The organism is Mesorhizobium sp. EU05-FHT14A09, assembly GCF_058790995.1.
On sequence record NZ_JBYTDF010000010.1, the window covers coordinates 146,409 to 166,944 of the forward strand.

Consider the following 20,536-nt stretch of genomic DNA (forward strand, 5'->3'; position numbering starts at 1 on the left):
GTGGCGATGGTTAGCCGGAACAGTCTCAGCTGATAAGGCGTTGCCTGCTAGGTCAACTGTCTTTCCTTCTCGCGCCTTTCGAGTTCGGCGTAGAGGCCTTCCCAGCGCTGGGCATTGGCGTCGGCCTCGCAGGCATACATGAAAAGGACGAGCAGGGTCGCCGTGGCGTACCAGGGAATGCGAAATCCCAGATAACCGGAGACGACATCCAGGATCGCCGGGAGCAGCAGCGTTGCGCTCATGATCCGGATAACGTTTTTTGTGTTGAGGATCGTGTTTTCAAAAGTCATTGGTTTTCCCCCAAGCCTTACCTAAGGTAACCAAAGGCAGGGCCGTCTGACAAGCAACGTGTTAAGCAGTTGAGAGAGATGCGCCGGTAGGGCGGCTCGCCGACGGGGGAGAATGGTGCCCGGCGCCGGCTAGGCTGATGTCACGGCATTGAAAATACCGATGACAACGACCGTAAGTAGGGCCGCGACCCCAAGCCCTCCAACTATGATGCACCACCAGGCGCGACCGTTTCCTTGGAGCATGGGATTCTCGTTGATCATCCGGCGCGCCAGAATTCCTTGGTAGAGCGCATAACAGGAGCCCAAACCTGCGAGCCAGACGATCGAATACACGACGCCCCGTGTGAGCATCTTATTTAGCCTGACCTGCTCGTCTATCAAACTCACATTGTCAGTATTCATAGCTGCCTCGCACTGATTTCTTGGCTGAACTTGCTCTTGCTGGTGTGGATGTGCCATCGTCCCACGGCGTCGGTTGCAGAATGGTAACGCCACGCAACATCGTGATGGAGAAATCCTTGCGGGTTCGACCCCCGTCCGACGCAACTTCCGAATTATCGATCGAGTGAGGCTTTCGCCAGCGCCGAAAGCACGCCACTCAGGTGGTGAAGGGCGTGCCATTCGATCAAATCCTGGGGATTTGCCATTTCCTCTCGGAGGTCGGAAAGACAATCGCTGATGCTGCCCACGACTGGCGTCGGTGTGGTGTTGAGATCAAAGGCGTCTTCGAAAAACACCTGCCAGAAATGGTCGGTTCCGACCGCAATCTGATTGACGCCACGGCGCTCTAAAAGCTCAAATAGCCGGTCGGATAGAGAGCGGAGTTCCGCTATTTCGATCGTCGTTTCCACGTGCCGCCCTGTCTCCCCTCTTCATGTTGTGGTTTGCACCAGATCGAACGCATCGAGCTTGCCGTCCAACATTTTTGTCAGATGCTGGCCGAAGAGCGCAAGTCCAGGATAATCAACGCGAATAGCAACTTGCGCCATGCAAGGCCCATCCTTCACTTGCACCGATATTGAGAGATGGCCAACGTGGTCGTATGGACTGGCCAATATGAGGATGTTGCCCGGCTCGGAGATTTCCACTGTTGTGCGCGGCAAAGGGTAGGCATCCAAGGACGAGATGAACGCCTGAAGTCGACGCACATTGTCTTCATAGAGGGTAACGGTGCCACGTCCGTGGAATGAACGGCTTTCGATCCGCACCTCAATCGACTCCAGATCGAAGTCGCAACGAAATTCAGCCGTTGCACGCGACATTCATTCTCTCCAATGCCGCCATCACATTCGCCCGGGCACCGGCAAGCGGCAAGGCGGTGGATGAAAGCAAGACCCCGTCCGTCGCAGCGACTAAGACAATCAAACCGAGGATCGCCAAACCCAAATTTTTGCATGATCAGACTGCGCGCCCAGCCGTGCGAATATCACCGTGCCGGTGGTGATCACGCAAGCCAATAAGACGACGGTTCCACGCTGATGGTACACGTGCCGTATTTTTGTGACGCCAAAGTGATTCCACTTGGCTACAAAATGCTCCGGGTCCTACTTCGAATTGGATCAGTCGATGAACGAAACTGACTTGAAGCACCTGCGTCGTTGCGTGGATCTGGCTAAAGCTGCCCTGGACGTCGGCGACGAACCATTTGGCTCGGTCCTGGTCTCCAGTGGCGGCGAAGTGCTATTCGAAGACCATAATCATGTTGCGGGCGGCGATCATACCCAGCACCCCGAATTTGCTATCGCGCGTTGGGCCGCCAGCAACATGGCACCTGACGAGCGGGCCGCGGCGACTGTGTATACGTCGGGCGAACATTGCCCTATGTGTTCCGCCGCTCACGGCTGGGTCGGTCTTGGTCGCATTGTCTACGCCAGTTCGTCCCAACAATTAGGCACCTGGCTAGCCGAGTTTGGCGTTACACCTTCCCGGGTCCGAGCCTTACCTATCGAAAGCGTTGTCGAAGGCATTGCGGTTGATGGCCCAGTGCCCGCACTCGCGGAGGAAGTTCGGAAACTGCACCGGGCTTTTCATGCAAGGGTGAAATCCGGGGACTGACGAAGACCTGGTAGGCAGCCGGCCCTCAGTGGACGGTGTCGACTAGGGTGAGGCCAAGCTTTGTTGCAGGTTGTTGGTTTGGATGCCCAGGAAAGGGCGCCGTAGAGGCTCGGTTCGCCAGGAAGCGCGAGAAACAGATGGCTTAGATATATAGGCTGCCGCGCCTATCGTGCAGGGATCAGCCAATCGATCAGGATAAGGAATACGATAACAACCAGAGCGGCGAGTGCTCTTTGGTTAGAAGATGGGCGGTCCCAATAGATGTCCTGTTGCCGAACATATTCGTTCCATTCATCGAAGGCGTGAGTGAGCGGCTCGTCCCGAAAGTTCAAGCCTGTCGGCTCGGGCTTTGGAGCATGCTTTGCCTTGAGCTCGACAATGCGAGATTCGAGCTTTTGCAGTTGTGTCCTTGCTTCCTCGCTCATGGCGACATGAAAGACACTGGTGAGCGTTTTGCGCAACAGGGTGGGCGATGCGCCAGAAGCAGGCGGCTTCGTTCTCAGCAGGCTAGGCCGAGACGTTCTTTCTCCCTGCTGGCGCAGGCGCTGGCGGTGTGTTCCATGAAAGGGCCATAGTCGGTTCGTCTTCCGCCTTCATGCACGATGACGTAGTAGTGCACGCCCTTCTTCACGACTGAAACGCTGTTCGGCGGTGTTTCCAACATCGTATCTCCCAAGCCCAGATCAGGAATGACCTTGAGCGGGATACGTTCCGAAATGTTGGTCAGATCATGCACTCTACCGCCTCGCAGAGATGAATGATCCGTTCAGCCTGCCTTCAGGCTGACCCCAGCAATGTGACGGCCGTAACGTCACAACCCACTGGGGGAGGAAATCATGAACCGTAAGTTTATGGCGGCGATCGTCGCCGCGACATCCGTGTGCCTGGTATCGGCTGCGATTGCGAAGAACGTCCAGAGCACCGACGCGAACGGCAACTGTCCGTCGGGATACAAGAAAATAGACGAGTGCCACGGCACCTACGCAAACGGCTCGACGTGGAAGATCACGCCGTGCTGTTCATCGGAGAAGGGTGTCCTTGGGGTGGAAAAGCCGCGCGCCAAGAAGCCTGAGATCAAGGGCGACATAGCTCTCGAGCCTGCCGCTCCGGCCACAAAGTCGCTCGACAAGAAGAAGGATGTCGTGGCGCAGTGATAGCGCATAACACAATCGGATGCGAGGCTCAGGCGTCGACCTGACAGCCGGTGGAAGGCCGGCCTTCGCAGTCTCCGGTCATTTTGGGAATAGCGCTGCCGCTATTTCTTCGGACCTCGTCTGAGCCTCTTGACACTCGTCAAATGCGGTAACGCGACCTGGGTTGTCGATCGGAAGGCTGTCTAGTGCAGCTAGACGATCTTTAGCGGCGCGAGCGTTGTCGAGTGCCTTACGCCATTCCTCGTATCGCGGGTGATCTTCGATCGCCATCCGTCGCTTGGTAGCGAGCGGGAAGAGCAGGGGGATCGATGCAAGAAGCATGGCCACCAGCCATAGATAGTAGCCGGACCCATAGGCGGTGATCGGGAAGGTTCCTGCGTCGTCATACCATTCATGCCAGTTGTAAGCCGAGATGAGGGCGAAGAGTGTGAACCAAGACGCCCACTTCCGAGTGAACAGTGTAATCGGCAGGAACACATTTCCTATCCATGCCAATTGGAGTGCCGCTACTCCCATCCAGCCAATGGCGAGCATCGCGTAACCGGGAAAGAAGTCTTGGGGCCCTGGCGGATTTGCGTATGAAAACACCGGCCGGAACAGGGATACAGCCCACAGCCCCATCGCGGTCCATTTGAGAAACTTTGCGGCATTCTGATCGGTCAGCTTGTCGATCTGCATTGCCGCTCTCCCAGGGACCTGGTCGACCTACTTGTGCCTACCGTAGCGATGCGCGGTGCGAAGATTGTAGCAGTTGCCGCCAAGGATGCCGCGCCCTACATGGAAGTGCCAGAAGCAGTCGGCCTCACCCGGAAAGACCAACCGTTTTATTTTTCGTTTCGCCGTTCGAAATCGACACCGCAAACGATACGATAGCAATCCGAAAATTTGGCATACTCGTCAGTGCCAGGTGCCGGTGCGCCCCCACTGTCGGCATATGCTTGCAGCATCTTAGTACATTGAGATTTTCTGAAGGGGGCGATGAGATCTGCTCTGAAAGCCGCAATGCTATCTGCTGCGACAAACCCGCTCACAGAGACGATGAGACATCCCGAGCTTGCAGCCAAGAAGAGGGGCCAAAACCTTTTCATGGGATTGAAGTATTCAGCCTATCGTTGAAAGGCAACCGAGACTTCGAACGATAATTAACGGTCTCATTTATTGCTGCAAGAATTTAGGGAAGCTGCTGCGCCCCGACTTATGAGGCCACGGCTTCGGGCCATGGCCAGCAGCCAGCCGAGGGTAGCCGTATCTTAACAACTCTCCGCCAGGTTGCGAATGGGCCGGTTTAATGCTGAGGGGTAATTGGGCGAGGCAGTCGAGATAGTCTTCAATGCAGATGGCTGCATAGCCAGGAGTATTTCTGGCATGGCCATCGCGTTGGTGACGCTTCCGGCCTGGATCGCCTTCATCTACTGGTTGGTTCGTTGCTCTGGCAGGTCAAAACGCACGGATTCAGATGCCGTAGCATCAGAAGGGGGCATTTATGCTTTCGCTGGAACTGCTGGGGTGGTCGTTCTGGTTTTTTGTGTGATTGGTGCATTTCATCAAACTAGTACATCCCTGAAGGCCAGCGGCGACACAATCGAAGTTCGAGGCTGTGCGAGAGCAAGGCCCTTCCTAGCCACCTTCGACAAGCGAGAGATGTCCGCAATCTACCGCCTGGAACAGAGTAGGTACGGCTCGTTTCCTAGATTGATCCTCAAGCAGAAGGGCCAGCGCACGGTAAAGTTCGACCTTGGCAAGGAAGGCGATGACGAAAAGCTGACGTTGATCGCTCCGGAGGCCATGAAAGAGTACGCAGCACACCGGACCCGGGATTGAGGGCATATCCAACCAACCAGTCAGCCGTTCATGACGGCAACGAAATGAGGCTGAGGGGCTAACTGGCAGCCGGTGAAAGGCCGGCCCTCGCATCATCTTCGTGGCTTCACGAAAATGATCGTGCAGCAATTCGAATTGTCCGCCAGCGCACCTTCACCCCAAGAGCCCAGTGCCAGCGCGGGCAAGGAAGGCCTAGCGTCGTCACTTCCCATGCCAGACGCCGCAGTAATACGGCTGCTTCAAATTGGTATCAAAATAACGATCAGAAGACACCAAACGCATGCCTTTTGCCTTGGCTTGTTTATCGTAGGCGTCGAATGTGGCCTTAGTCCCCGACGTCGTCATCCATTTGGGCGATGGTTTGTTGGACTTCACCCACTTCCGAGTGACCTCGGCAGTTTGTTCGGGATGGCCTTTCGGCCCGACGGAAAGTTGCCGGCAACTAATGGCCTGCGGGACTGCGCCGATAAACGCCAGGCGCTTCATCTTTTCATTGGAGACGTAAAAGGTCTGACCATCACCAGCAGCGAATTCCGGTGGCGGGGCAGTCGTGCACGCTGACGATAGCACGAGAGCAAAAACTCCAACTGCTCCAAATACCAATCGCGAAACCAACCCCCAACCAATGTAGTCGCAAGTCGAATTCAACATGCCCATTCTCCCCAATGCCCATCATGAGGCTATGCTGCGAAAAGAAGACCCAGACCCGCAACAACGGCCGCCACTGCTCCGAGGAACCAGTACGTTGCCTTCTGTATAGCCTCCGCATTCTTGGTCCTTGCAGCACGCCAAAGGTTCACCAAGCCAATTGCTGCGAGAACGCAGGCCAACATTAGCAAAAGGATGAATACGTACATGCGACCTCCTGGCCGGTGCGTGGTGGTCGTGTGGCGTCGGGACAAACATATCCGCCGCGCTTCAGACCCACCTCAGGCTTCGCCCAGGCGCTGGCAAAGGGCAACCGACGAACCAAGGGAAGGTGTAGGCTGCATTTCTCATCCCACCGTGCAAGAATTAGATGAAGTCCGCGAACTGTCCGGCGTGCAAATAGCCAAAGATCCGAAACCCGGACGAGTTTTCCTCGCCTGGAACATGGATGCGTCGCAGAGCTGAACGGACAAGATGCCGTTGCTCTGAAGTTTCGACGTGAATGTCTACGTGCAAGATATCGTCGTAGCGGCCCGCTTTGAAATGATAGAACCATTCGCGATCAGTCGGGGATTGATAGCCCTTGGTTGACAGAGTGCTCCATGCAGGAGGCGGCGTAAGCGAGTACATCTCGAGCCTAAGCTCGTCCCATTTGGTGTTGTTCATCGCGGGGAGTAACTGGGCTGTCACTTGGGAAGGGGCCTTCCAAGGTTGAAACGTCAAAGGTAATCCCGCGTGACGCTGACTGACAAGCAGCAGCGCTTCGTCACGGAATACCTCGTCAACCAGAATGCCACTCAGGCTGCGATCCGCCGGGTATGCGAAATCTGGCGCCAGGATCAAGCGAGCCCGAAACTTTGACAACTGCTCGCCGATGCGGGAACGTGATTTCCGGAGACGAGTTCTTGGGGGGACTAATGAAATTCGGGCTCGCTGGCGCTGCATTCTGTGCAGGGATTTGCTTCGCTGTGTCATCTGCTTCGGCCGGACAAGGGGAGCGAAACAATATCAATTGGTTAGCTGGGAAGAGCGACGCCTATATAAGCAATGCCGCGAAAATCGCCGGGGATATGGTCGCCGTATTCGATAAATGCCGGTTTAAGCCCACCGACGGTGGAAAAGCCATCCTTACTCTTCCCGTCATCCTGTACAACGGGATGGATAAGAATCTGACGCCGGATAGGCCTAAGTTCCAGAGAGCCATCCGTGTCTACGAGAGGGCTTTTGCGATCGCCGTCCAGCGGTCGGGGGATTGCAGAACTGAAAAGGCCAGGCATCCAGGGTTGTATCGATAGATCCGGCACTCGGATCGCAACTCAACCTCCCGCGGCTTTGGATCGAAAGCAGATTGAGGGCGAGCCGCACTGCTGTGCTCGGAACGAAGCGTTCGCGGTTCCCGCTAGGGCACCGCCGTTATCAGCAGGAAGATCACGAAGATGCCGAGATGCACCGCGCCTTGCAGCACGGTGGTGCGTCCGGTGCCGAGCGTGATGGTGCCGACGAACAGTGTCAGCAGCAGCAGCACGGTGTTTGCCGGGCTGAGGCCCAGCATCAGCTTGCGGTCCGTCAGCACGGCGACCGCCGCCACGACCGGGATGGTCATGCCGATGCTGGCAAGGGCCGAGCCGAGCACCAGGTTCACGCTGTTTTGCAGCCGGTTGAGAAGAGCGGCGCGCACCGAGGCGATGCCTTCGGGCAAAAGCACCAGCGTTGCGATGATGACGCCGACGACGGCCTGGGGCAGGCCGGCTGCCGCGACAAGGTTCTCCAGCGGGTGCGACAGCACCTTTGCCAGCAGGATGACGACGAGCAGGGAGACCGGCAGCATCACCGCGCTCACCAGCGTCACGCTTGCTGTCGGCGGTTCGAGCGGAGCCTCTTCCGGGTCCTGCCCGCCAACCGGCACGTCCATGAAATAGTCGCGGTGCTTGATCGTCTGGATGAAGACGAACACCGCATAGAGCGCCAGCAGCACCAGGCTGACGACCAGCAACTGGACGGGGGAGAACTGCTGCGGCCCGCCGGCCGAGACGAAGTTCGGCAGCACCAGAACGCTGATCGCCAGCGTTCCGAGCACGGCAAGCGAGGCGGAGGCCGCGTTGAGCTGGAACGTCTGTTCGTGATGCCGTCGGCCGCCAAACACCAGGCATAGCCCGATCACGCAGTTCAGCACGATCATCAGCGCGGAAAACACCGTGTCGCGGGCTACCGAGTCGCTGCCTTCCGAGCCGGCGAGCATGATGGAAACGATCAGGCCGACTTCGAGGATCGTCACGCAAACGGCGAGAATGATCGATCCCAGCGGCTCGCCAACCCTGAGCGCAAGGATCTCGGCGTGGTGCACCGACGCAAAGATCGAGGCGCCGAGGGCGATCGAGGCAAGGATGATGACCGGCGTTGCATCATCCGAAACCAGCCCGAGATATTTCAGCGCAACCAGCACAAGTGCTGCCGCCGGTGCGGCCCAGGTCCAGAGCGGAATCGTGTTGTGGTGATCGAGAGCCATGTGCCCCTTAAGCGATGGAGATCGTTGCCGGTCTGGCGGTGTCGACGGCGAAGGTAGTGGAACTGGGCCGCCCTGTACATTCGTACCTGTCGATTGGGCGTACCTGTCGATTGGGCACTCCGCCGATCGAGGCACAAAGCGTTGCCCTCTCAGGATGCCTGGCTGGCAACCGGGACAACGTGGGTGGTCTGGAGATTATCTTCCCCTGGTCCGGGCAAGGGTCCCGATGCTGGTCGAGATGTCCCTGACAACCGATTTGGTCGCCTCCAGCTCGGCACGGCCGAAACTGGACAGCAATTGCGCGGTATCGGCAGCGAGCTTCTCGGTGAACTTCGACACCATCGCCATGCCTTCGGTGGTGACGAAAAGCTGCTTGACGCGACGGTCGCTGTCATCCTCGAAACGCCGGATCAGCCCTCGGATCTCAAGCCGTCTCGCCAGGCGCGCAAAGGTTGGCGTTTCGATCCGCAATTTGTCGGCCAGCATCTTCTGGCTGTTGGCGCCGCCATGCGCGATCCGGTAGAGGGTCGCACCTTCTTCCAGCGAGAGGCCCGTACCTTGCAGGGCGATTTCGTAGATGTCCTGCAGGCGTCTGACGATCTCTCCCATGTCCTCGAAAATTGCAATCGGGCTTTCCTGTTCTTCCATTGTCGACTTTTCCGCATATCACCCGTTGAAGTCGCAGCACCCCGATCGTCTCCGGGAAGAGCTGGAAAGGGATCGTTCCGCCATGAATGGGACCGGACGAGGTCCTCCCACAGCATGCTTCACTGATCGATCATCCGTTTCCATTGTTGGGTGTTGACCTCGCCGGAGTTCCCGATCCGGCAATCGAAAAATGCAGGCGGGGAAAGGGAGTTCCCGTAACACGGAAATGTTACAGCCACATCCGCCCGCAACATTCCTCGTCGTGCCTTACAGCCAAAGCAGAACCGCGGCCGACAGGGGAGGCGGCCGCGGTTCAACTGGATCATCGATGATATCGTCTGCGCCGAAAGGTCGAGCTATGACTGCCCGTGGGACGACGGCATCAGGATGTCCCAACCTGTGGTTCGATCGGCCTGCGTACAAGTCGGAAAGGCCGCGAGCTTTCAAAGGGACCGGCCCAGCTCGGGCCGATCCGGTTGGTTGTTCACCTCGATAAAAAGAGCGAATGACTGGAGGTCAAACCGGCACCCGCTAAAGCAAGGACGTCCTGGAGCATTTCCGGCAAAAACAGGATCGCCTTCGATGCTCCATGACGTTTCACGCAAGTCTAGAAATCGCGCTGGAAGCGGAGGATGCCGCCGACGCTGCTCTTCTTGTCGGTCGTGGTCCAATCGCCGAGCCAGTCGGAGTCGCCGCGCTTGCCTTCGTTGAGGTAGTCGACTTCGGCCGTGACGGTGAAGCCCTGAACCACCTGGTAAGCGACGTTGGCGGCGATGCCCAGGTTCTCCTGCTCGTCATACGAAGCCTGCAGGTTGAACGTGGTCTTCTCGTTGAACTTGTAGCTGCCGCCACCCCAGACAGCCCAGTTGCCGCCCCACGGCTTGTAGAAGGTCCGGGCGGCATTGTCGTCCGTGCCGTAGCCGCCCATCACCCACAGGGCGATCTGATCGGTGGCATTCACATCGAGACGCACCTTGCCGGCCCATTCTTCCCAGCTCGGATTGTAGGCGATGACGCCGGTGATGCCGCCCCAGCCCTGAGTATACTTGGCACCGACCACGACGTTCGGAGCATAGCTGTCGATGGTGTTGTCGACGATGCCCGGAACCCAGTTGCCAGCCCCGTCCTTGACGAAGGTGTCGTAGCTGCCCGAGCCCTGTTCCAGCGAGACGATCGCCGAGAAGCCGTTGCCGGCGTCGAAGGTGTAGCTGATCAGGTTGGTGTCGAATTCGCCATAAGGAACGATCGTGTCCTGGATGACGTTGCCGGCATAGCCGATGAAGGTGTCATAGGCCGACTCGTCCTTGCCGACACGCAGGCCGCCAAGCTGGATCCAGGCGAAGTTCAGGGAGACGTTCTTGTTGCGGGCATCGGCATTGTCATTGCTGTTGCCGAACTGGAAACGGGTCTCGGTGTAGGTCTTCAGGGTGCCGAGTTCGGTCTCCTGGCCGGTCCAGGTCTTCAGCGCGAAGCGGGTGTTCTTGCCCCAGGTGTCCTGTTCCTTGCCGTTGAGGCGGTCGGTCGTCCTGGCGCCGTCGAAGGTGCCACGATCGCCCAGGCTGGCGTCGTAGCGGATGTAGCCGCCGATACGCAGGCAGGTCTCGGTGCCCGGGATGTAGAAATAGCCGGCGCCGTAGACGTCGCAGATCTTGACGTATTCAGCGGGTTCCGGTTCGGCGACGACGACCGCGTCGGCGGCGCGCGCGCCGGAAACGGCAATCAAGGCCGCAGTCGAACCTAAGAGAAGCGTTCTGATGTTCACTGTAATCCCCTATCGATACTGGGTTCCGAGTACGTACGATCAATCTCGCACCCTGAATATTTCTAAGCTCAAATGTCATTGAATGATATTAAGTGTCGCCACTTAAGTTGATGTGTAGCCAAGAGGCAACGAGTAATCACAAATTCGTGTTCTGAATTCAGTAATTGATTTCAAACGGAATTATTTCAATTAGTTTCTAGTTTGCATCCTTTTGTTTTTTATCAACGATTCGTCTTGTAAATCATTTTCAACCCGTGTTTACTTTTAGTTGATCAACAGATGGAACCGTTTCAAAAACACATAGTCAGCCTCCGAAACAGTTGCGATTTGCATCGGGAAGGGGCCTGGGCCGGTTTCAGGAGGGACGGCAGCCATGCGAGGCGCGTTCGGCGACGGTGATCGGCAGCGTGCTCGACTGAACCTTCCGCAACGTCCGCGTGGCAAATTTGGCACGCCGGCTGGATTCCGCTGTGGATGGCGCATTTCGCGCTTGGCCTGTGTCCGGTCGATTTCCTAGAAGGCGGCGGCTGGCTTGCAGGCGTCGGTGTCCCACTGTGGCACAAGCGTCACACAAGCTGAAACAAGCATCGTCCAGACACGCAAATGTGCTGAAACCGCTCCGCCGAGTGTGAGTTTCAACACATTCGTAACCGGTCCTTTGCAGGACAATACAGAAGGCTCAACTTGAGATGACTTCCGTGAAAGCAGCGCTTCTGTCCTTCTTCATGCTGTCCGCAATCGTGATCTGCGGCCTCGGCATCTACTCGGCCGATGCAGCCAACAACCATCTCGCCGTCGACGGCTACGGCGTGGTCTCCGCCTCGCACTGATATCGATTTTCAGACAAGCAGAAGTGATCCCTTGCGGGTGCGTCCTTCGAGGCTCGCCCGCCGGATTTATTGCCATCATTCCAGCGTTTTGCGGGCTCGCTCCTCAGGATGAGGGACGCCATGCGCAGCTCTTCATCTTGAAACGCCGAGGAATGCAAGCGTCCCGGCGCCCGCGTCCCTCATCCTGAGGTGTGAGCGAAGCGAGCCTCGAAGGAGGCACCAAAACCCTGTTGACAAAAAGCCTGCTTGAGGTTCACCCTTGAGGCTCACCAGGGGGGTCCCGACAAGGGGCTGAGATACTGCTGTAACGCGCAGTGACCCGTTGAACCTGATCCAGTTCATACTGGCGTAGGGACGGTGGGAACGCTTCGCGGGCCGGCATTTCCGGCTTTGGTTATCGGGCAGATGCCCGTATTCCCTTCAGCGAAGCGTCGCTTCCTCCTCACTGCGTGGACTGGGTCTCCGTCACTCGAGGAGGCTCGCTCATGAATATCCACACCCCGACCGTCACCGTTGGCGAATTGCCTGCATCGCGCAAGGTCTACAAACCGGGCGTCATCCATCCCGGCCTGCGCGTGCCGATGCGTGAGATTGCCGTGCATCCGACCGCCGGCGAGCCGCCGGTCACGGTCTATGATTCGTCCGGGCCGTACACCGACATTGGCGTACAGACCAACATCGAGCGTGGCCTGCCGCGCTTGCGGCAAGAATGGGTGGTCGCGCGCGGCGATGTCGAGCGTTACGAGGGCCGGCTGGTCAAGCCGGAGGACAATGGCTTCGTCTCCGGCGAGCGGCTGACGCCGGAATTCCCGGTGCGCAATCAGCCGTTCCGCGCCACGGGCGGACGTGCCGTCACCCAGATCGCTTATGCCCGCGCCGGCATCATCACCCCGGAAATGGAATTCATCGCCATTCGCGAAAATCTCGGCCGCCAGGCGGTGCACACCAAGCTGCAGCGCGATGGCGAGAGCTTCGGCGCGGCGGTCCCCGACTATGTCACGCCGGAATTCGTGCGCGACGAGGTGGCGCGTGGCCGTGCCATCATCCCGGCCAACATCAACCATCCGGAAGCCGAGCCGATGATCATCGGCCGCAATTTCCTGGTCAAGATCAACGCCAATATCGGCAACTCGGCCGTCACCTCGTCCATGGCCGAGGAGGTGGAAAAGATGGTCTGGGCGACCCGCTGGGGCGCCGACACGGTGATGGACCTTTCCACCGGCCGCAACATCCACAACATCCGCGACTGGATCCTGCGCAATTCGCCGGTGCCGATCGGCACCGTGCCGCTATACCAGGCGCTGGAAAAGGTCGGCGGCGTTGCCGAGGATCTCTCCTGGGAGGTGTTCCGCGACACCCTCATCGAACAGGCGGAGCAGGGCGTCGACTATTTCACCATCCATGCCGGCGTGCGGCTACCCTACATCCCGCTCACCGTCGATCGCGTCACCGGCATCGTCAGCCGCGGCGGCTCGATCATGGCCAAATGGTGCCTGTACCATCACAGGGAAAGCTTCCTGTACGAGCATTTCGAGGAAATCTGCGACATCTGTCGCGCCTATGACGTGTCGTTCTCGCTGGGCGACGGCTTGCGGCCGGGCTCCATCGCCGATGCCAACGACGCCGCGCAGTTCGCCGAGCTGGAGACACTTGGCGAGCTGACGCAGATCGCCTGGGCCAAGGATTGCCAGGTGATGATCGAAGGCCCCGGCCATGTGCCGATGCACAAGATCAAGGAGAACATGGACAAGCAGCTCGCTGTCTGCGGCGAGGCGCCGTTCTACACGCTCGGGCCGCTCACCACGGACATCGCGCCGGGTTACGACCACATCACCAGCGGTATCGGTGCCGCCATGATCGGCTGGTTCGGCACCGCCATGCTCTGTTATGTCACGCCGAAGGAGCATCTCGGCCTGCCCGACCGCAATGACGTGAAGGTCGGCGTCATCACCTACAAGATCGCCGCCCACGCCGCCGACCTTGCCAAGGGCCATCCCGCCGCCAAGGTCAGGGACGATGCGCTTTCCCGTGCACGCTTCGAGTTCCGCTGGGAAGACCAGTTCAACCTCTCGCTCGATCCGGAAACCGCGCGTGCCTTCCACGACGAGACCTTGCCGAAGGAGGCGCACAAGGTGGCGCATTTCTGCTCCATGTGCGGGCCGAAATTCTGCTCCATGCGCATCTCGCACGACATCCGCGCCGAGGCGCAGAAGGAAGGCATGGCCGCGATGGCGGAGAAGTTCCGCGTCGGCGGCGATCTCTATCTGCCGCTCGATTCCGTCGACACCGTCGACGTGGCTGCCGTCGCCGAAGCAACGGAGACGGACCAGCCATGAAAGCGCTGGTCAAGGGTGCCGGTGTCGCCGGGCTGACGCTGGCTTTCGAGCTGGCGTCGCGCGGTGCCGACGTCACCGTCATCGAAAAGCGGCATCGCCTTGCCGGCAGCGCCTCCTGGGCTGCCGGCGGCATGCTGGCGCCGTGGTGCGAGCGCGAAAGCGCGGAAGAGGCGGTCATCACGCTGGGGCGCCTGGCGCTCGACTGGTGGGACACCGTGCTGCCGGGCCATGTCGTGCGCACCGGTACGCTGGTGGTGGCGCCGGCGCGGGATGCCGGCGAGCTCGACCGTTTCGCACGGCGCACGACAGACTTCGCGACAATCGGCGAACAGGCCGTTGCCGCGCTGGAGCCCGATCTTGCCGGCCGGTTCCGGCGCGGACTGTTCTTCGCTGAGGAAGCGCATCTCGATCCGCGCCGCGCCCTTGTTGCCCTCAAGGACAGGCTGGTCGGCATGGGCGTGCGCTTCGAATTCGGTTATGGCGCGGTGCGGGTGCCGGAAACCGTCGATATCGAGGCTGACTGCACCGGCATCGCAGCAGGCGTCTCGGGCCTTCGTGGTGTTCGCGGCGAGATGCTGCTGCTGCATGCCCCGGACGTCTCACTGGCGCGACCTGTCCGGCTGCTGCATCCACGCTTTCCCGTCTATGTCGTGCCGCGCGCCGATCATCTGTTCATGGTCGGCGCGACGATGATCGAAAGCGATGCCAATGAGCCGGTCACCGCGCGTTCGATGATGGAACTGCTCGGTGCCGCCTATGCGCTGCATCCGGCCTTCGGCGAGGCAGAGATCGTCGAGGCTGGTGTCGGCGTGCGGCCGGCCTTTGCCGACAACCTGCCGCGCGTCAGCCGGGAAGCCAACAGAGTCTCGATCAACGGTCTCTATCGCCACGGTTTCCTGCTGGCGCCGGCGATGGCAAGGCAGGCCGCCGAGCTGATCTTCACTTCGCAAAGGGAGCTTGCCCATGCGGCTCACCGTTAACGGCGAAAGCCGCGAGGTCGATGCCGGCACGCTGGCGGGCCTGCTTGCCGAACTCGACTACGAAGGCGGCTGGCTGGCGACCGCGCTCAACGGCGAAGTGGTGCCTGCCAGGGAGCGCGCGACCTGCCGGATCGCCGACGGCGACCGCATCGAGATTCTCTCGCCGATGAAGGGAGGGTGAGATTTTGGCCGAGACGAGTTTAACCCGTTTGCGGTGTGGGAACATCAGGCTAGGCGCCAAAACCCCCTCTCCGTCACGCCCTTTGGGCGCGCCACCTCTCCCCCATTTCATGGGGGCGAGGAACCCAAGCTGGATAAGCGCCGGCGTTCGAACTGCGGTTCCTCGCCCCTGCCAAAGGCGGGGGAAAGGTGGCTCGGGCAAAGCCCGAGACGGAGAGGGGGCCTTGGCAACGCTGGGAGGGGGTTCAAGCATGCTTTCACCCACCATCGAGGAGCACCCCTGATGCTCGAACTCTACGGACAAAAATTCTCATCGCGTCTGCTGCTTGGCACCGCGCTTTATCCGTCGCCGGCGATCATGGCCGATGCGGTCGCAGCCTCGAAGACCGAGATCGTGACGGTGTCGCTGCGGCGCGAAAGCGCTGGCGGCAAGACGGGCGGGCAGTTCTGGTCGCTGATCCAGTCGCTCGGCGTGCGCGTGCTGCCCAACACCGCCGGCTGCCATTCGGTAAAGGAGGCCGTCACCACGGCGCAGATGGCGCGCGAGGTCTTTGCCACCAACTGGATCAAGCTGGAGGTCATCGGCAACCACGACACCTTGCAGCCGGACGTGTTCGGCCTGGTCGAAGCCGCACGCATCCTGAGTGAGTATGGCTTCGAGGTGTTTCCCTACACCACCGACGACCTGGTCGTGGCCGAGCGACTGCTGGAGGCCGGATGCAGGTTGTTGATGCCGTGGTGCGCGCCGATCGGCTCGGCACGTGGACCGCAGAACGTCGATGCGCTGCGCTCGCTGCGCGGCCACTTCCCGGAGGTGCCGCTGATCGTCGATGCCGGCATCGGCCGGCCGTCACACGCGGCTGCGGTGATGGAACTCGGCTACGACGCTGTGCTGCTCAACACCGCCGTCGCCAAGGCAGGCGACCCGGTGGCGATGGCCGCCGCCTTCGGCAAGGCGATCGCGGCGGGGCGGGAAGCCTTCCGCGCTGGTCCGCTCGAGCCGCGCGACATGGCCGTTCCCTCCACCCCGATCATCGGCATGGCAGCCTTCTCATGAAACTCGACCCGTTCTACCTCATCGTCGATTCCGCCGCCTGGATCGAGCGGCTGGTGCCGCTTGGCGTGAAGCTGGTGCAGCTGCGCGTCAAGGATACACCCGCCGAAACGTTGCGCGGCGAGATCCGCGCCGCCAGGGCAATCTGCGATCGCCATGGCTGCCAACTCATCGTCAACGATTACTGGCGCCTCGCCATCGACGAGGGCTGCGACTTCGTCCATCTCGGCCAGGAAGATCTGGCCGAAGCCGATGTCGGCACGATCCGCCGGGCCGGATTGAAACTGGGCTTGAGCACGCATGACCATTCCGAACTGGAGACGGCGCTGGCGGCAGAGCCTGACTATGTGGCGCTGGGGCCGGTCTATCCGACCATCCTGAAGGCCATGAAATGGGCACCGCAAGGCCTCGACCGCATCGCCGAATGGAAGCGCCGGGCAGGCGATACGCCGCTCGTCGCCATCGGCGGATTGACCGTCGAACGTATTGCGGGTGTCTTCGCACAGGGCGCCGACAGCGCTGCCGTCGTCACCGACATCACCCGCAATGCCGATCCGGAGGCCCGCACCCGCGAATGGCTGGCGGCGACAGCGCCATGGCGGTGACGCCCGACCGGCATGTGCTGGTTATCGCGGGTTCCGACTCCAGCGGCGGCGCCGGTGTCGCGCGAGACATCGAGACGGTCGCCGCTTTCGGATTGCGCGCCTGCCTCGCAATCACCGCCGTGACCGTGCAGACCCACCGCGCGGTCGAGCGGGTCGAGCAGATGCCGGCCGACCTGATCGCAGCGCAGATGCGGGCTGCGTTCGCCGCCAACCCAATCACCGCGGTCAAGATCGGCATGCTGGGCAACGCGGATGCCATAGTGGCGGTCGCTTCGGTCCTGGCAAGCCGACTGCCGTTGCCGATGGTGCTCGATCCGGTTCTGGCCTCGACGTCGGGACGCACTTTCCTTGCAATGGATGCGATCGAGGTGCTGAAGCGCCGCTTGATGCCGCTCTGCACATTGGTCACGCCCAATCTGCCGGAACTGGCGCTCTTGAGCGGCAAACCGGCCGTGGCGGGCGAGGTCGGCATCATCGATCAGGCTGGTCGGCTGTTCGAGGGCGGCGTGCCTGCCTTGCTGGCCAAGGGCGGTCATGCCGAGGGCGACCGTTCGGTCGATCTTCTCCTGCGTGCCGGAGCGAAACCCTTACGTTTCGAAGCGCCGCGTCTCGATGTCCATATGCGCGGCACCGGCTGCATACTCGCCAGCGCCATCGCTTGCGGGTTGGGACTGGGAGATGATCTGCCGACCGCTGTCGGCAAGGCCAAGGACCATGTCTTTGGAATATTGGAGCGGGAAGGGCTGCCTACCGGCCCGTCGGCTTCGCAGTCTGGTACGCTCTAAGCCGGTACGCTCTCCGTCAGGATGCGCTTGTCCACACCATCCACGACCAGTGCCGTCAGCCTGCCGCTCTGATAGGCAGCGGTGTCGACATTGATGCGGTTGGGCATCAGCTCGGCTTCCGCCTGCGGTGTATGGCCGTGCACGATCACCTTCTCATACAGTCCCACATGGTCGTGGAAGATGGCGCGGACCCAGATCAGGTCGTCATGCGACTGCCGCTCCAGCGGGATGCCGGGGCGCACGCCGGCATGGCAGAAGAAGAAATCGCCGAACGAGACCGAATAGGGCAGGTCGTGCAGGAATTGTTTCTGCTCGGGCGATACCGCTTCGACCAGGTCTTTCCAGCCTTGTTCGAGCGAGGCCGGATCGGCGAAGTCGATCGCCACGCCGTAGGACAGCGCGGTCTCGCGGCCGCCATAGCGCGCGAACAGCCCGTCTGCGGCCGGCATGGCGAGGAAGTCGCGGAAACCTATATCGTGGTTGCCGGCCAGCGCGATGATGCGCTGGTCGCGCTTGTGCGCGGCGATCAGGAAATCGATGACGCCTTTCGAATCCGGGCCGCGGTCGACGTAGTCGCCGAGATGGATGATGCGCCAGTCTGCCGGCCGGTCGCGTTCGATTTCGGCAGCAATGGTTCGGTGCATGGCCGACAGCAGGTCGAGCCGGCCATGCACGTCGCCGATGGCGTAAAGGCGCATGCCGTCCGGCGCGCGGGCGTCGAGGAAATGGATGCCGTCGGTCAAGGAAGGAGCTGCTTTCAGGTCGATTCGATTTTGTGTCTGGCTATTTTATCTAGCGGTAAAGCATGTCCTTGCCGACGTCCTTGATGTCGCGTTTGCCGCACAGCGCCAGCGTCAGATCGAGCTCCTTACGGATGATCTCCAGCGCCAGCGTGACGCCTTTCTTGCCAGCGGCTCCAAGTCCGTAGAGGAATGGGCGGCCGATATAGGTGCCTTTGGCGCCGAGGCACAGCGCTTTGAGCACGTCCTGGCCAGAGCGAATGCCGCCATCCATGTGGACCTCGATGCGGTCGCCGACGGTGTCGACGATCTCTTCCAGCACCGCGATGGAGGAGGGCGCGCCGTCGAGCTGGCGGCCGCCATGGTTGGAGATGATGATGGCGTCTGCGCCTGTCCTGGCGGCCAGCACCGCGTCTTCCTTGTCGAGGATGCCCTTCAGGATCAGCTTGCCGCCCCAGCGCTGCCGGATCCATTCGACGTCGTCCCAGGACAGGCGTGGGTCGAACTGCTCGTTGGTCCATGATGACAGCGAAGCCAGGTCGCCGACGCCCTTGGCATGGCCGACAATGTTGCGGAATGTACGGCGCTGGGTGCCGAGCATGCCGAGGCACCAGCCGGGACGGATCGCCATGTCGATCAGGTTGGGCAGGGTGAGCCGTGGCGGGGCGGACAGGCCGTTGCGCACATCCTTGTGGCGTTGCGCGAGGATCTGCAGGTCGAGCGTCAGCACCAGCGCCGAACATTTGGCTGCCTTGGCCCGATCGATGAGGTTGAGCACGAAGTCCTTGTCGCGCATCACGTAGAGCTGGAACCAGAACGGCTTCTTCGTCACCGAGGCGACGTCCTCGATCGAGCAGATGCTCATCGTCGACAGCGTGAACGGCACGCCGAACTCTTCGGCCGCCTGCGCCGCCAGCATCTCGCCATCGGCATGCTGCATGCCGGTCGAACCGGTCGGCGCCAGCGCCACCGGCATCGAGACGTTTTCTCCAATCATCGTCGAGGCCAGCGAACGGTTGTCCATGTCGACCAGCACGCGTTGCCGCAGCTTGATCTTGCCGAAGTCCTCTTCATTGGCGCGGTAGGTGCTCTCCGTCCAGGCGCCGGAATCGGCATAGTCGAAGAACATCTTCGGTACGCGGCGTCGAGCCTGCTGCTTGAGATCGTCGATGGTGAGAAGCATGCCTACTTCGCCTTCCCGCTTTCGCGCGCCGCCGCGCCTGTTTCATTCCGCTTGCGGCCGGGTTCCTGATCCCCGCCACGCTGTTTCAGTCGAAGCCGCGATACGCGTTGCCAGTCGCCGGTGCGTTCTGCCTCCACCATGGAGCGTTCGACATAGGTGATGTGGTCCATCGCTGCCTTGCGTGCCGCTGCCGGGTTTCCGGCCTTGACGGCCGCATGGATGGCGCGGTGCTGGGCCAGCAACTCGTCGCGCGCGCCGGGCAGGGTGAAGACAAGCAGCCGGTTCTGGAACACGCCTTCCGACAGCAGGCGGTAGCAGGAGCGCAGCGTGTGCAGCAGGATGATGTTGTGCGCGCATTCGCCGACGGCATTGTGAAACTCGACGTCGATGTCGGCCTCGTGCTGGAAATCGCCGGTGCGGTGGGCTTCGTCCATCCGCGCCATGATGCGGTCGAGCAGGGCAAGATCGTCCGGCGTCGCGCGCCGGGCGGCATATTCGGCGGCGACGCCTTCGATCTCACGGCGGTATTCCAGATAGTCGGCGGCCGCTTTGCGATGGGACGAGATCAGCTCCATCACCGGCTTGGAGAACACCTGGCCGATGACGTCGGCGACATGAGTGCCGCCGCCATGCCGGGTCTGCAGCAGGCCGCGCGTCTCCAGCGCCTTCAGCGCGTCGCGCAGGATCGGCCGCGACACCTCAAACTGGCGGGCCAGGTCGCGTTCGCCCGGCAGCCGGTCGCCCGGGCGCAGCACGCCTTCCAGGATCAGGGCCTCGATCTGCGCCACCACCTCGTCGGCGGTACGCGAATGATCGATGCGGGAAAAGATGTCGCTCAAGGGAGTGCCCGGGAAAATGCCATGCCGCCCAGAATAGCGGCAATCGCGGCAACTGGTCAAATAATCTATCCAATTTACCGCATTTGTACCGATGCGTGGTGAGGGTGTCTCCTGTCGCCA

26 protein-coding genes, 1 tRNA gene and 1 riboswitch are annotated in these 20,536 nt (G+C 60.6%); of the genes, 12 read left to right on the plus strand and 15 right to left on the minus strand.

Annotated features, from left to right (window positions below; translation table 11 throughout):
• Nucleotides 1-47: 47 nt before the first annotated feature.
• Nucleotides 48-290: a hypothetical protein gene (locus AC3WTO_RS26070; protein ID WP_492463846.1), complete on the minus strand. Its 243-nt coding sequence runs from the start codon at nucleotides 288-290 to the stop codon at nucleotides 48-50.
• Between the two features lie 129 nt (nucleotides 291-419).
• Nucleotides 420-692, minus strand: a complete 273-nt coding sequence (locus tag AC3WTO_RS26075; protein ID WP_492463847.1) for a hypothetical protein — start codon at nucleotides 690-692, stop codon at nucleotides 420-422.
• Nucleotides 693-758: 66 nt separating this feature from the next.
• Between AC3WTO_RS26075 and AC3WTO_RS26080 the strand changes: the two genes are divergently transcribed.
• Nucleotides 759-835 (plus strand) — tRNA-OTHER (locus tag AC3WTO_RS26080).
• Nucleotides 836-844: 9 nt separating this feature from the next.
• Here AC3WTO_RS26080 and AC3WTO_RS26085 read toward each other — a convergent pair.
• The gene (locus AC3WTO_RS26085; protein WP_492463848.1) at nucleotides 845-1,141 is read right to left on the minus strand and encodes a hypothetical protein; all 297 of its coding nucleotides are present in this window, start codon (nucleotides 1,139-1,141) and stop codon (nucleotides 845-847) included.
• 21 nt (nucleotides 1,142-1,162) lie between these two features.
• Nucleotides 1,163-1,552: a hypothetical protein gene (locus AC3WTO_RS26090; RefSeq protein ID WP_492463849.1), complete on the minus strand. Its 390-nt coding sequence runs from the start codon at nucleotides 1,550-1,552 to the stop codon at nucleotides 1,163-1,165.
• A gap of 304 nt (nucleotides 1,553-1,856) precedes the next feature.
• Between AC3WTO_RS26090 and AC3WTO_RS26095 the strand changes: the two genes are divergently transcribed.
• Entirely contained in the window at nucleotides 1,857-2,345 is a 489-nt protein-coding gene (locus AC3WTO_RS26095; protein ID WP_492463850.1) for a nucleoside deaminase, read from the plus strand.
• Between the two features lie 164 nt (nucleotides 2,346-2,509).
• On the opposite strand, the gene AC3WTO_RS26100 is transcribed toward AC3WTO_RS26095, so the two are convergent.
• Together AC3WTO_RS26100 and AC3WTO_RS26105 are read right to left on the minus strand one after the other, a co-directional pair.
• Nucleotides 2,510-2,770 carry a hypothetical protein gene (locus AC3WTO_RS26100; RefSeq protein WP_492463851.1) on the minus strand — a complete coding sequence of 87 codons (261 nt, stop codon included), beginning with the start codon at nucleotides 2,768-2,770 and terminating at the stop codon, nucleotides 2,510-2,512.
• A 74-nt stretch (nucleotides 2,771-2,844) separates the two neighbouring features.
• On the minus strand, nucleotides 2,845-3,081 hold the full coding sequence (locus AC3WTO_RS26105) for a hypothetical protein (RefSeq protein WP_492463852.1): 237 nt from the start codon (nucleotides 3,079-3,081) through the stop codon (nucleotides 2,845-2,847).
• Nucleotides 3,082-3,181: 100 nt separating this feature from the next.
• On the opposite strand from AC3WTO_RS26105, the gene AC3WTO_RS26110 reads away from it, so the two are divergent.
• Nucleotides 3,182-3,499: a hypothetical protein gene (locus tag AC3WTO_RS26110; RefSeq protein ID WP_492463853.1), complete on the plus strand. Its 318-nt coding sequence runs from the start codon at nucleotides 3,182-3,184 to the stop codon at nucleotides 3,497-3,499.
• Nucleotides 3,500-3,577: 78 nt separating this feature from the next.
• Here AC3WTO_RS26110 and AC3WTO_RS26115 read toward each other — a convergent pair whose 3' ends face one another.
• Nucleotides 3,578-4,177, minus strand: a complete 600-nt coding sequence (locus AC3WTO_RS26115) for a hypothetical protein (protein ID WP_492463854.1) — start codon at nucleotides 4,175-4,177, stop codon at nucleotides 3,578-3,580.
• A gap of 687 nt (nucleotides 4,178-4,864) precedes the next feature.
• Between AC3WTO_RS26115 and AC3WTO_RS26120 the strand changes: the two genes are divergently transcribed.
• Nucleotides 4,865-5,320, plus strand: coding sequence for a hypothetical protein (locus tag AC3WTO_RS26120; protein ID WP_492463855.1), 456 nt, complete (start codon nucleotides 4,865-4,867; stop codon nucleotides 5,318-5,320).
• Nucleotides 5,321-5,521: 201 nt separating this feature from the next.
• Here AC3WTO_RS26120 and AC3WTO_RS26125 read toward each other — a convergent pair whose 3' ends face one another.
• A complete protein-coding gene (locus AC3WTO_RS26125; protein ID WP_492463856.1) occupies nucleotides 5,522-5,971 on the minus strand; it encodes a hypothetical protein in 450 nt (149 codons plus the stop codon).
• 363 nt (nucleotides 5,972-6,334) lie between these two features.
• On the minus strand, nucleotides 6,335-6,658 hold the full coding sequence (locus tag AC3WTO_RS26130; protein ID WP_492463857.1) for a DUF6678 family protein: 324 nt from the start codon (nucleotides 6,656-6,658) through the stop codon (nucleotides 6,335-6,337).
• 45 nt (nucleotides 6,659-6,703) lie between these two features.
• Between AC3WTO_RS26130 and AC3WTO_RS26135 the strand changes: the two genes are divergently transcribed.
• Nucleotides 6,704-6,829, plus strand: coding sequence for a terminase small subunit (locus AC3WTO_RS26135; RefSeq protein ID WP_492463858.1), 126 nt, complete (start codon nucleotides 6,704-6,706; stop codon nucleotides 6,827-6,829).
• A 538-nt stretch (nucleotides 6,830-7,367) separates the two neighbouring features.
• On the opposite strand, the gene AC3WTO_RS26140 is transcribed toward AC3WTO_RS26135, so the two are convergent.
• From AC3WTO_RS26140 to AC3WTO_RS26150, 3 genes are all read right to left on the minus strand, one after another.
• On the minus strand, nucleotides 7,368-8,474 hold the full coding sequence (locus AC3WTO_RS26140) for a calcium:cation antiporter (protein WP_492463860.1): 1,107 nt from the start codon (nucleotides 8,472-8,474) through the stop codon (nucleotides 7,368-7,370).
• A 195-nt stretch (nucleotides 8,475-8,669) separates the two neighbouring features.
• Nucleotides 8,670-9,122 (minus strand): MarR family winged helix-turn-helix transcriptional regulator, encoded by a 453-nt coding sequence (locus tag AC3WTO_RS26145; protein ID WP_492463861.1) that lies wholly within the window; start codon nucleotides 9,120-9,122, stop codon nucleotides 8,670-8,672.
• 607 nt (nucleotides 9,123-9,729) lie between these two features.
• On the minus strand, nucleotides 9,730-10,884 hold the full coding sequence (locus tag AC3WTO_RS26150; RefSeq protein WP_492463862.1) for a porin: 1,155 nt from the start codon (nucleotides 10,882-10,884) through the stop codon (nucleotides 9,730-9,732).
• A 689-nt stretch (nucleotides 10,885-11,573) separates the two neighbouring features.
• Here AC3WTO_RS26150 and AC3WTO_RS26155 point away from each other — a divergent pair.
• From AC3WTO_RS26155 to AC3WTO_RS26185, 7 genes are all read left to right on the plus strand, one after another.
• Complete coding sequence (locus AC3WTO_RS26155; RefSeq protein ID WP_165358046.1) at nucleotides 11,574-11,714, plus strand: hypothetical protein; 141 nt, start codon at nucleotides 11,574-11,576, stop codon at nucleotides 11,712-11,714.
• A 261-nt stretch (nucleotides 11,715-11,975) separates the two neighbouring features.
• Nucleotides 11,976-12,087: riboswitch (TPP riboswitch) on the plus strand.
• 112 nt (nucleotides 12,088-12,199) lie between these two features.
• Nucleotides 12,200-14,050, plus strand: coding sequence for a phosphomethylpyrimidine synthase ThiC (gene thiC / locus AC3WTO_RS26160; protein WP_492463863.1), 1,851 nt, complete (start codon nucleotides 12,200-12,202; stop codon nucleotides 14,048-14,050).
• Nucleotides 14,047-15,030 (plus strand): glycine oxidase ThiO, encoded by a 984-nt coding sequence (gene thiO, locus AC3WTO_RS26165; protein WP_492463864.1) that lies wholly within the window; start codon nucleotides 14,047-14,049, stop codon nucleotides 15,028-15,030. The genes thiC and thiO overlap by 4 nt, the downstream gene beginning before the upstream one ends.
• On the plus strand, nucleotides 15,014-15,211 hold the full coding sequence (thiS, locus tag AC3WTO_RS26170; RefSeq protein ID WP_492463865.1) for a sulfur carrier protein ThiS: 198 nt from the start codon (nucleotides 15,014-15,016) through the stop codon (nucleotides 15,209-15,211). The genes thiO and thiS overlap by 17 nt, the downstream gene beginning before the upstream one ends.
• Before the next feature lie 282 nt (nucleotides 15,212-15,493).
• Entirely contained in the window at nucleotides 15,494-16,267 is a 774-nt protein-coding gene (locus tag AC3WTO_RS26175) for a thiazole synthase (RefSeq protein ID WP_492463866.1), read from the plus strand.
• Complete coding sequence (locus AC3WTO_RS26180) at nucleotides 16,264-16,869, plus strand: thiamine phosphate synthase (RefSeq protein ID WP_492463867.1); 606 nt, start codon at nucleotides 16,264-16,266, stop codon at nucleotides 16,867-16,869. Before AC3WTO_RS26175 ends, AC3WTO_RS26180 begins: the two co-directional genes overlap by 4 nt.
• Entirely contained in the window at nucleotides 16,839-17,654 is an 816-nt protein-coding gene (locus AC3WTO_RS26185) for a hydroxymethylpyrimidine/phosphomethylpyrimidine kinase (RefSeq protein WP_492463868.1), read from the plus strand. The genes AC3WTO_RS26180 and AC3WTO_RS26185 overlap by 31 nt, the downstream gene beginning before the upstream one ends.
• Here the strand turns inward: AC3WTO_RS26185 and AC3WTO_RS26190 are convergent.
• From AC3WTO_RS26190 to AC3WTO_RS26200, 3 genes are all read right to left on the minus strand, one after another.
• Nucleotides 17,651-18,352 (minus strand): metallophosphoesterase, encoded by a 702-nt coding sequence (locus AC3WTO_RS26190; protein WP_492463924.1) that lies wholly within the window; start codon nucleotides 18,350-18,352, stop codon nucleotides 17,651-17,653. The genes AC3WTO_RS26185 and AC3WTO_RS26190 overlap by 4 nt on opposite strands.
• 94 nt (nucleotides 18,353-18,446) lie before the next feature.
• Nucleotides 18,447-19,577, minus strand: coding sequence for an alpha-hydroxy acid oxidase (locus tag AC3WTO_RS26195; protein ID WP_492463869.1), 1,131 nt, complete (start codon nucleotides 19,575-19,577; stop codon nucleotides 18,447-18,449).
• A gap of 2 nt (nucleotides 19,578-19,579) precedes the next feature.
• Nucleotides 19,580-20,416: an FCD domain-containing protein gene (locus AC3WTO_RS26200; protein ID WP_492463870.1), complete on the minus strand. Its 837-nt coding sequence runs from the start codon at nucleotides 20,414-20,416 to the stop codon at nucleotides 19,580-19,582.
• Nucleotides 20,417-20,536 lie beyond the last annotated feature (120 nt).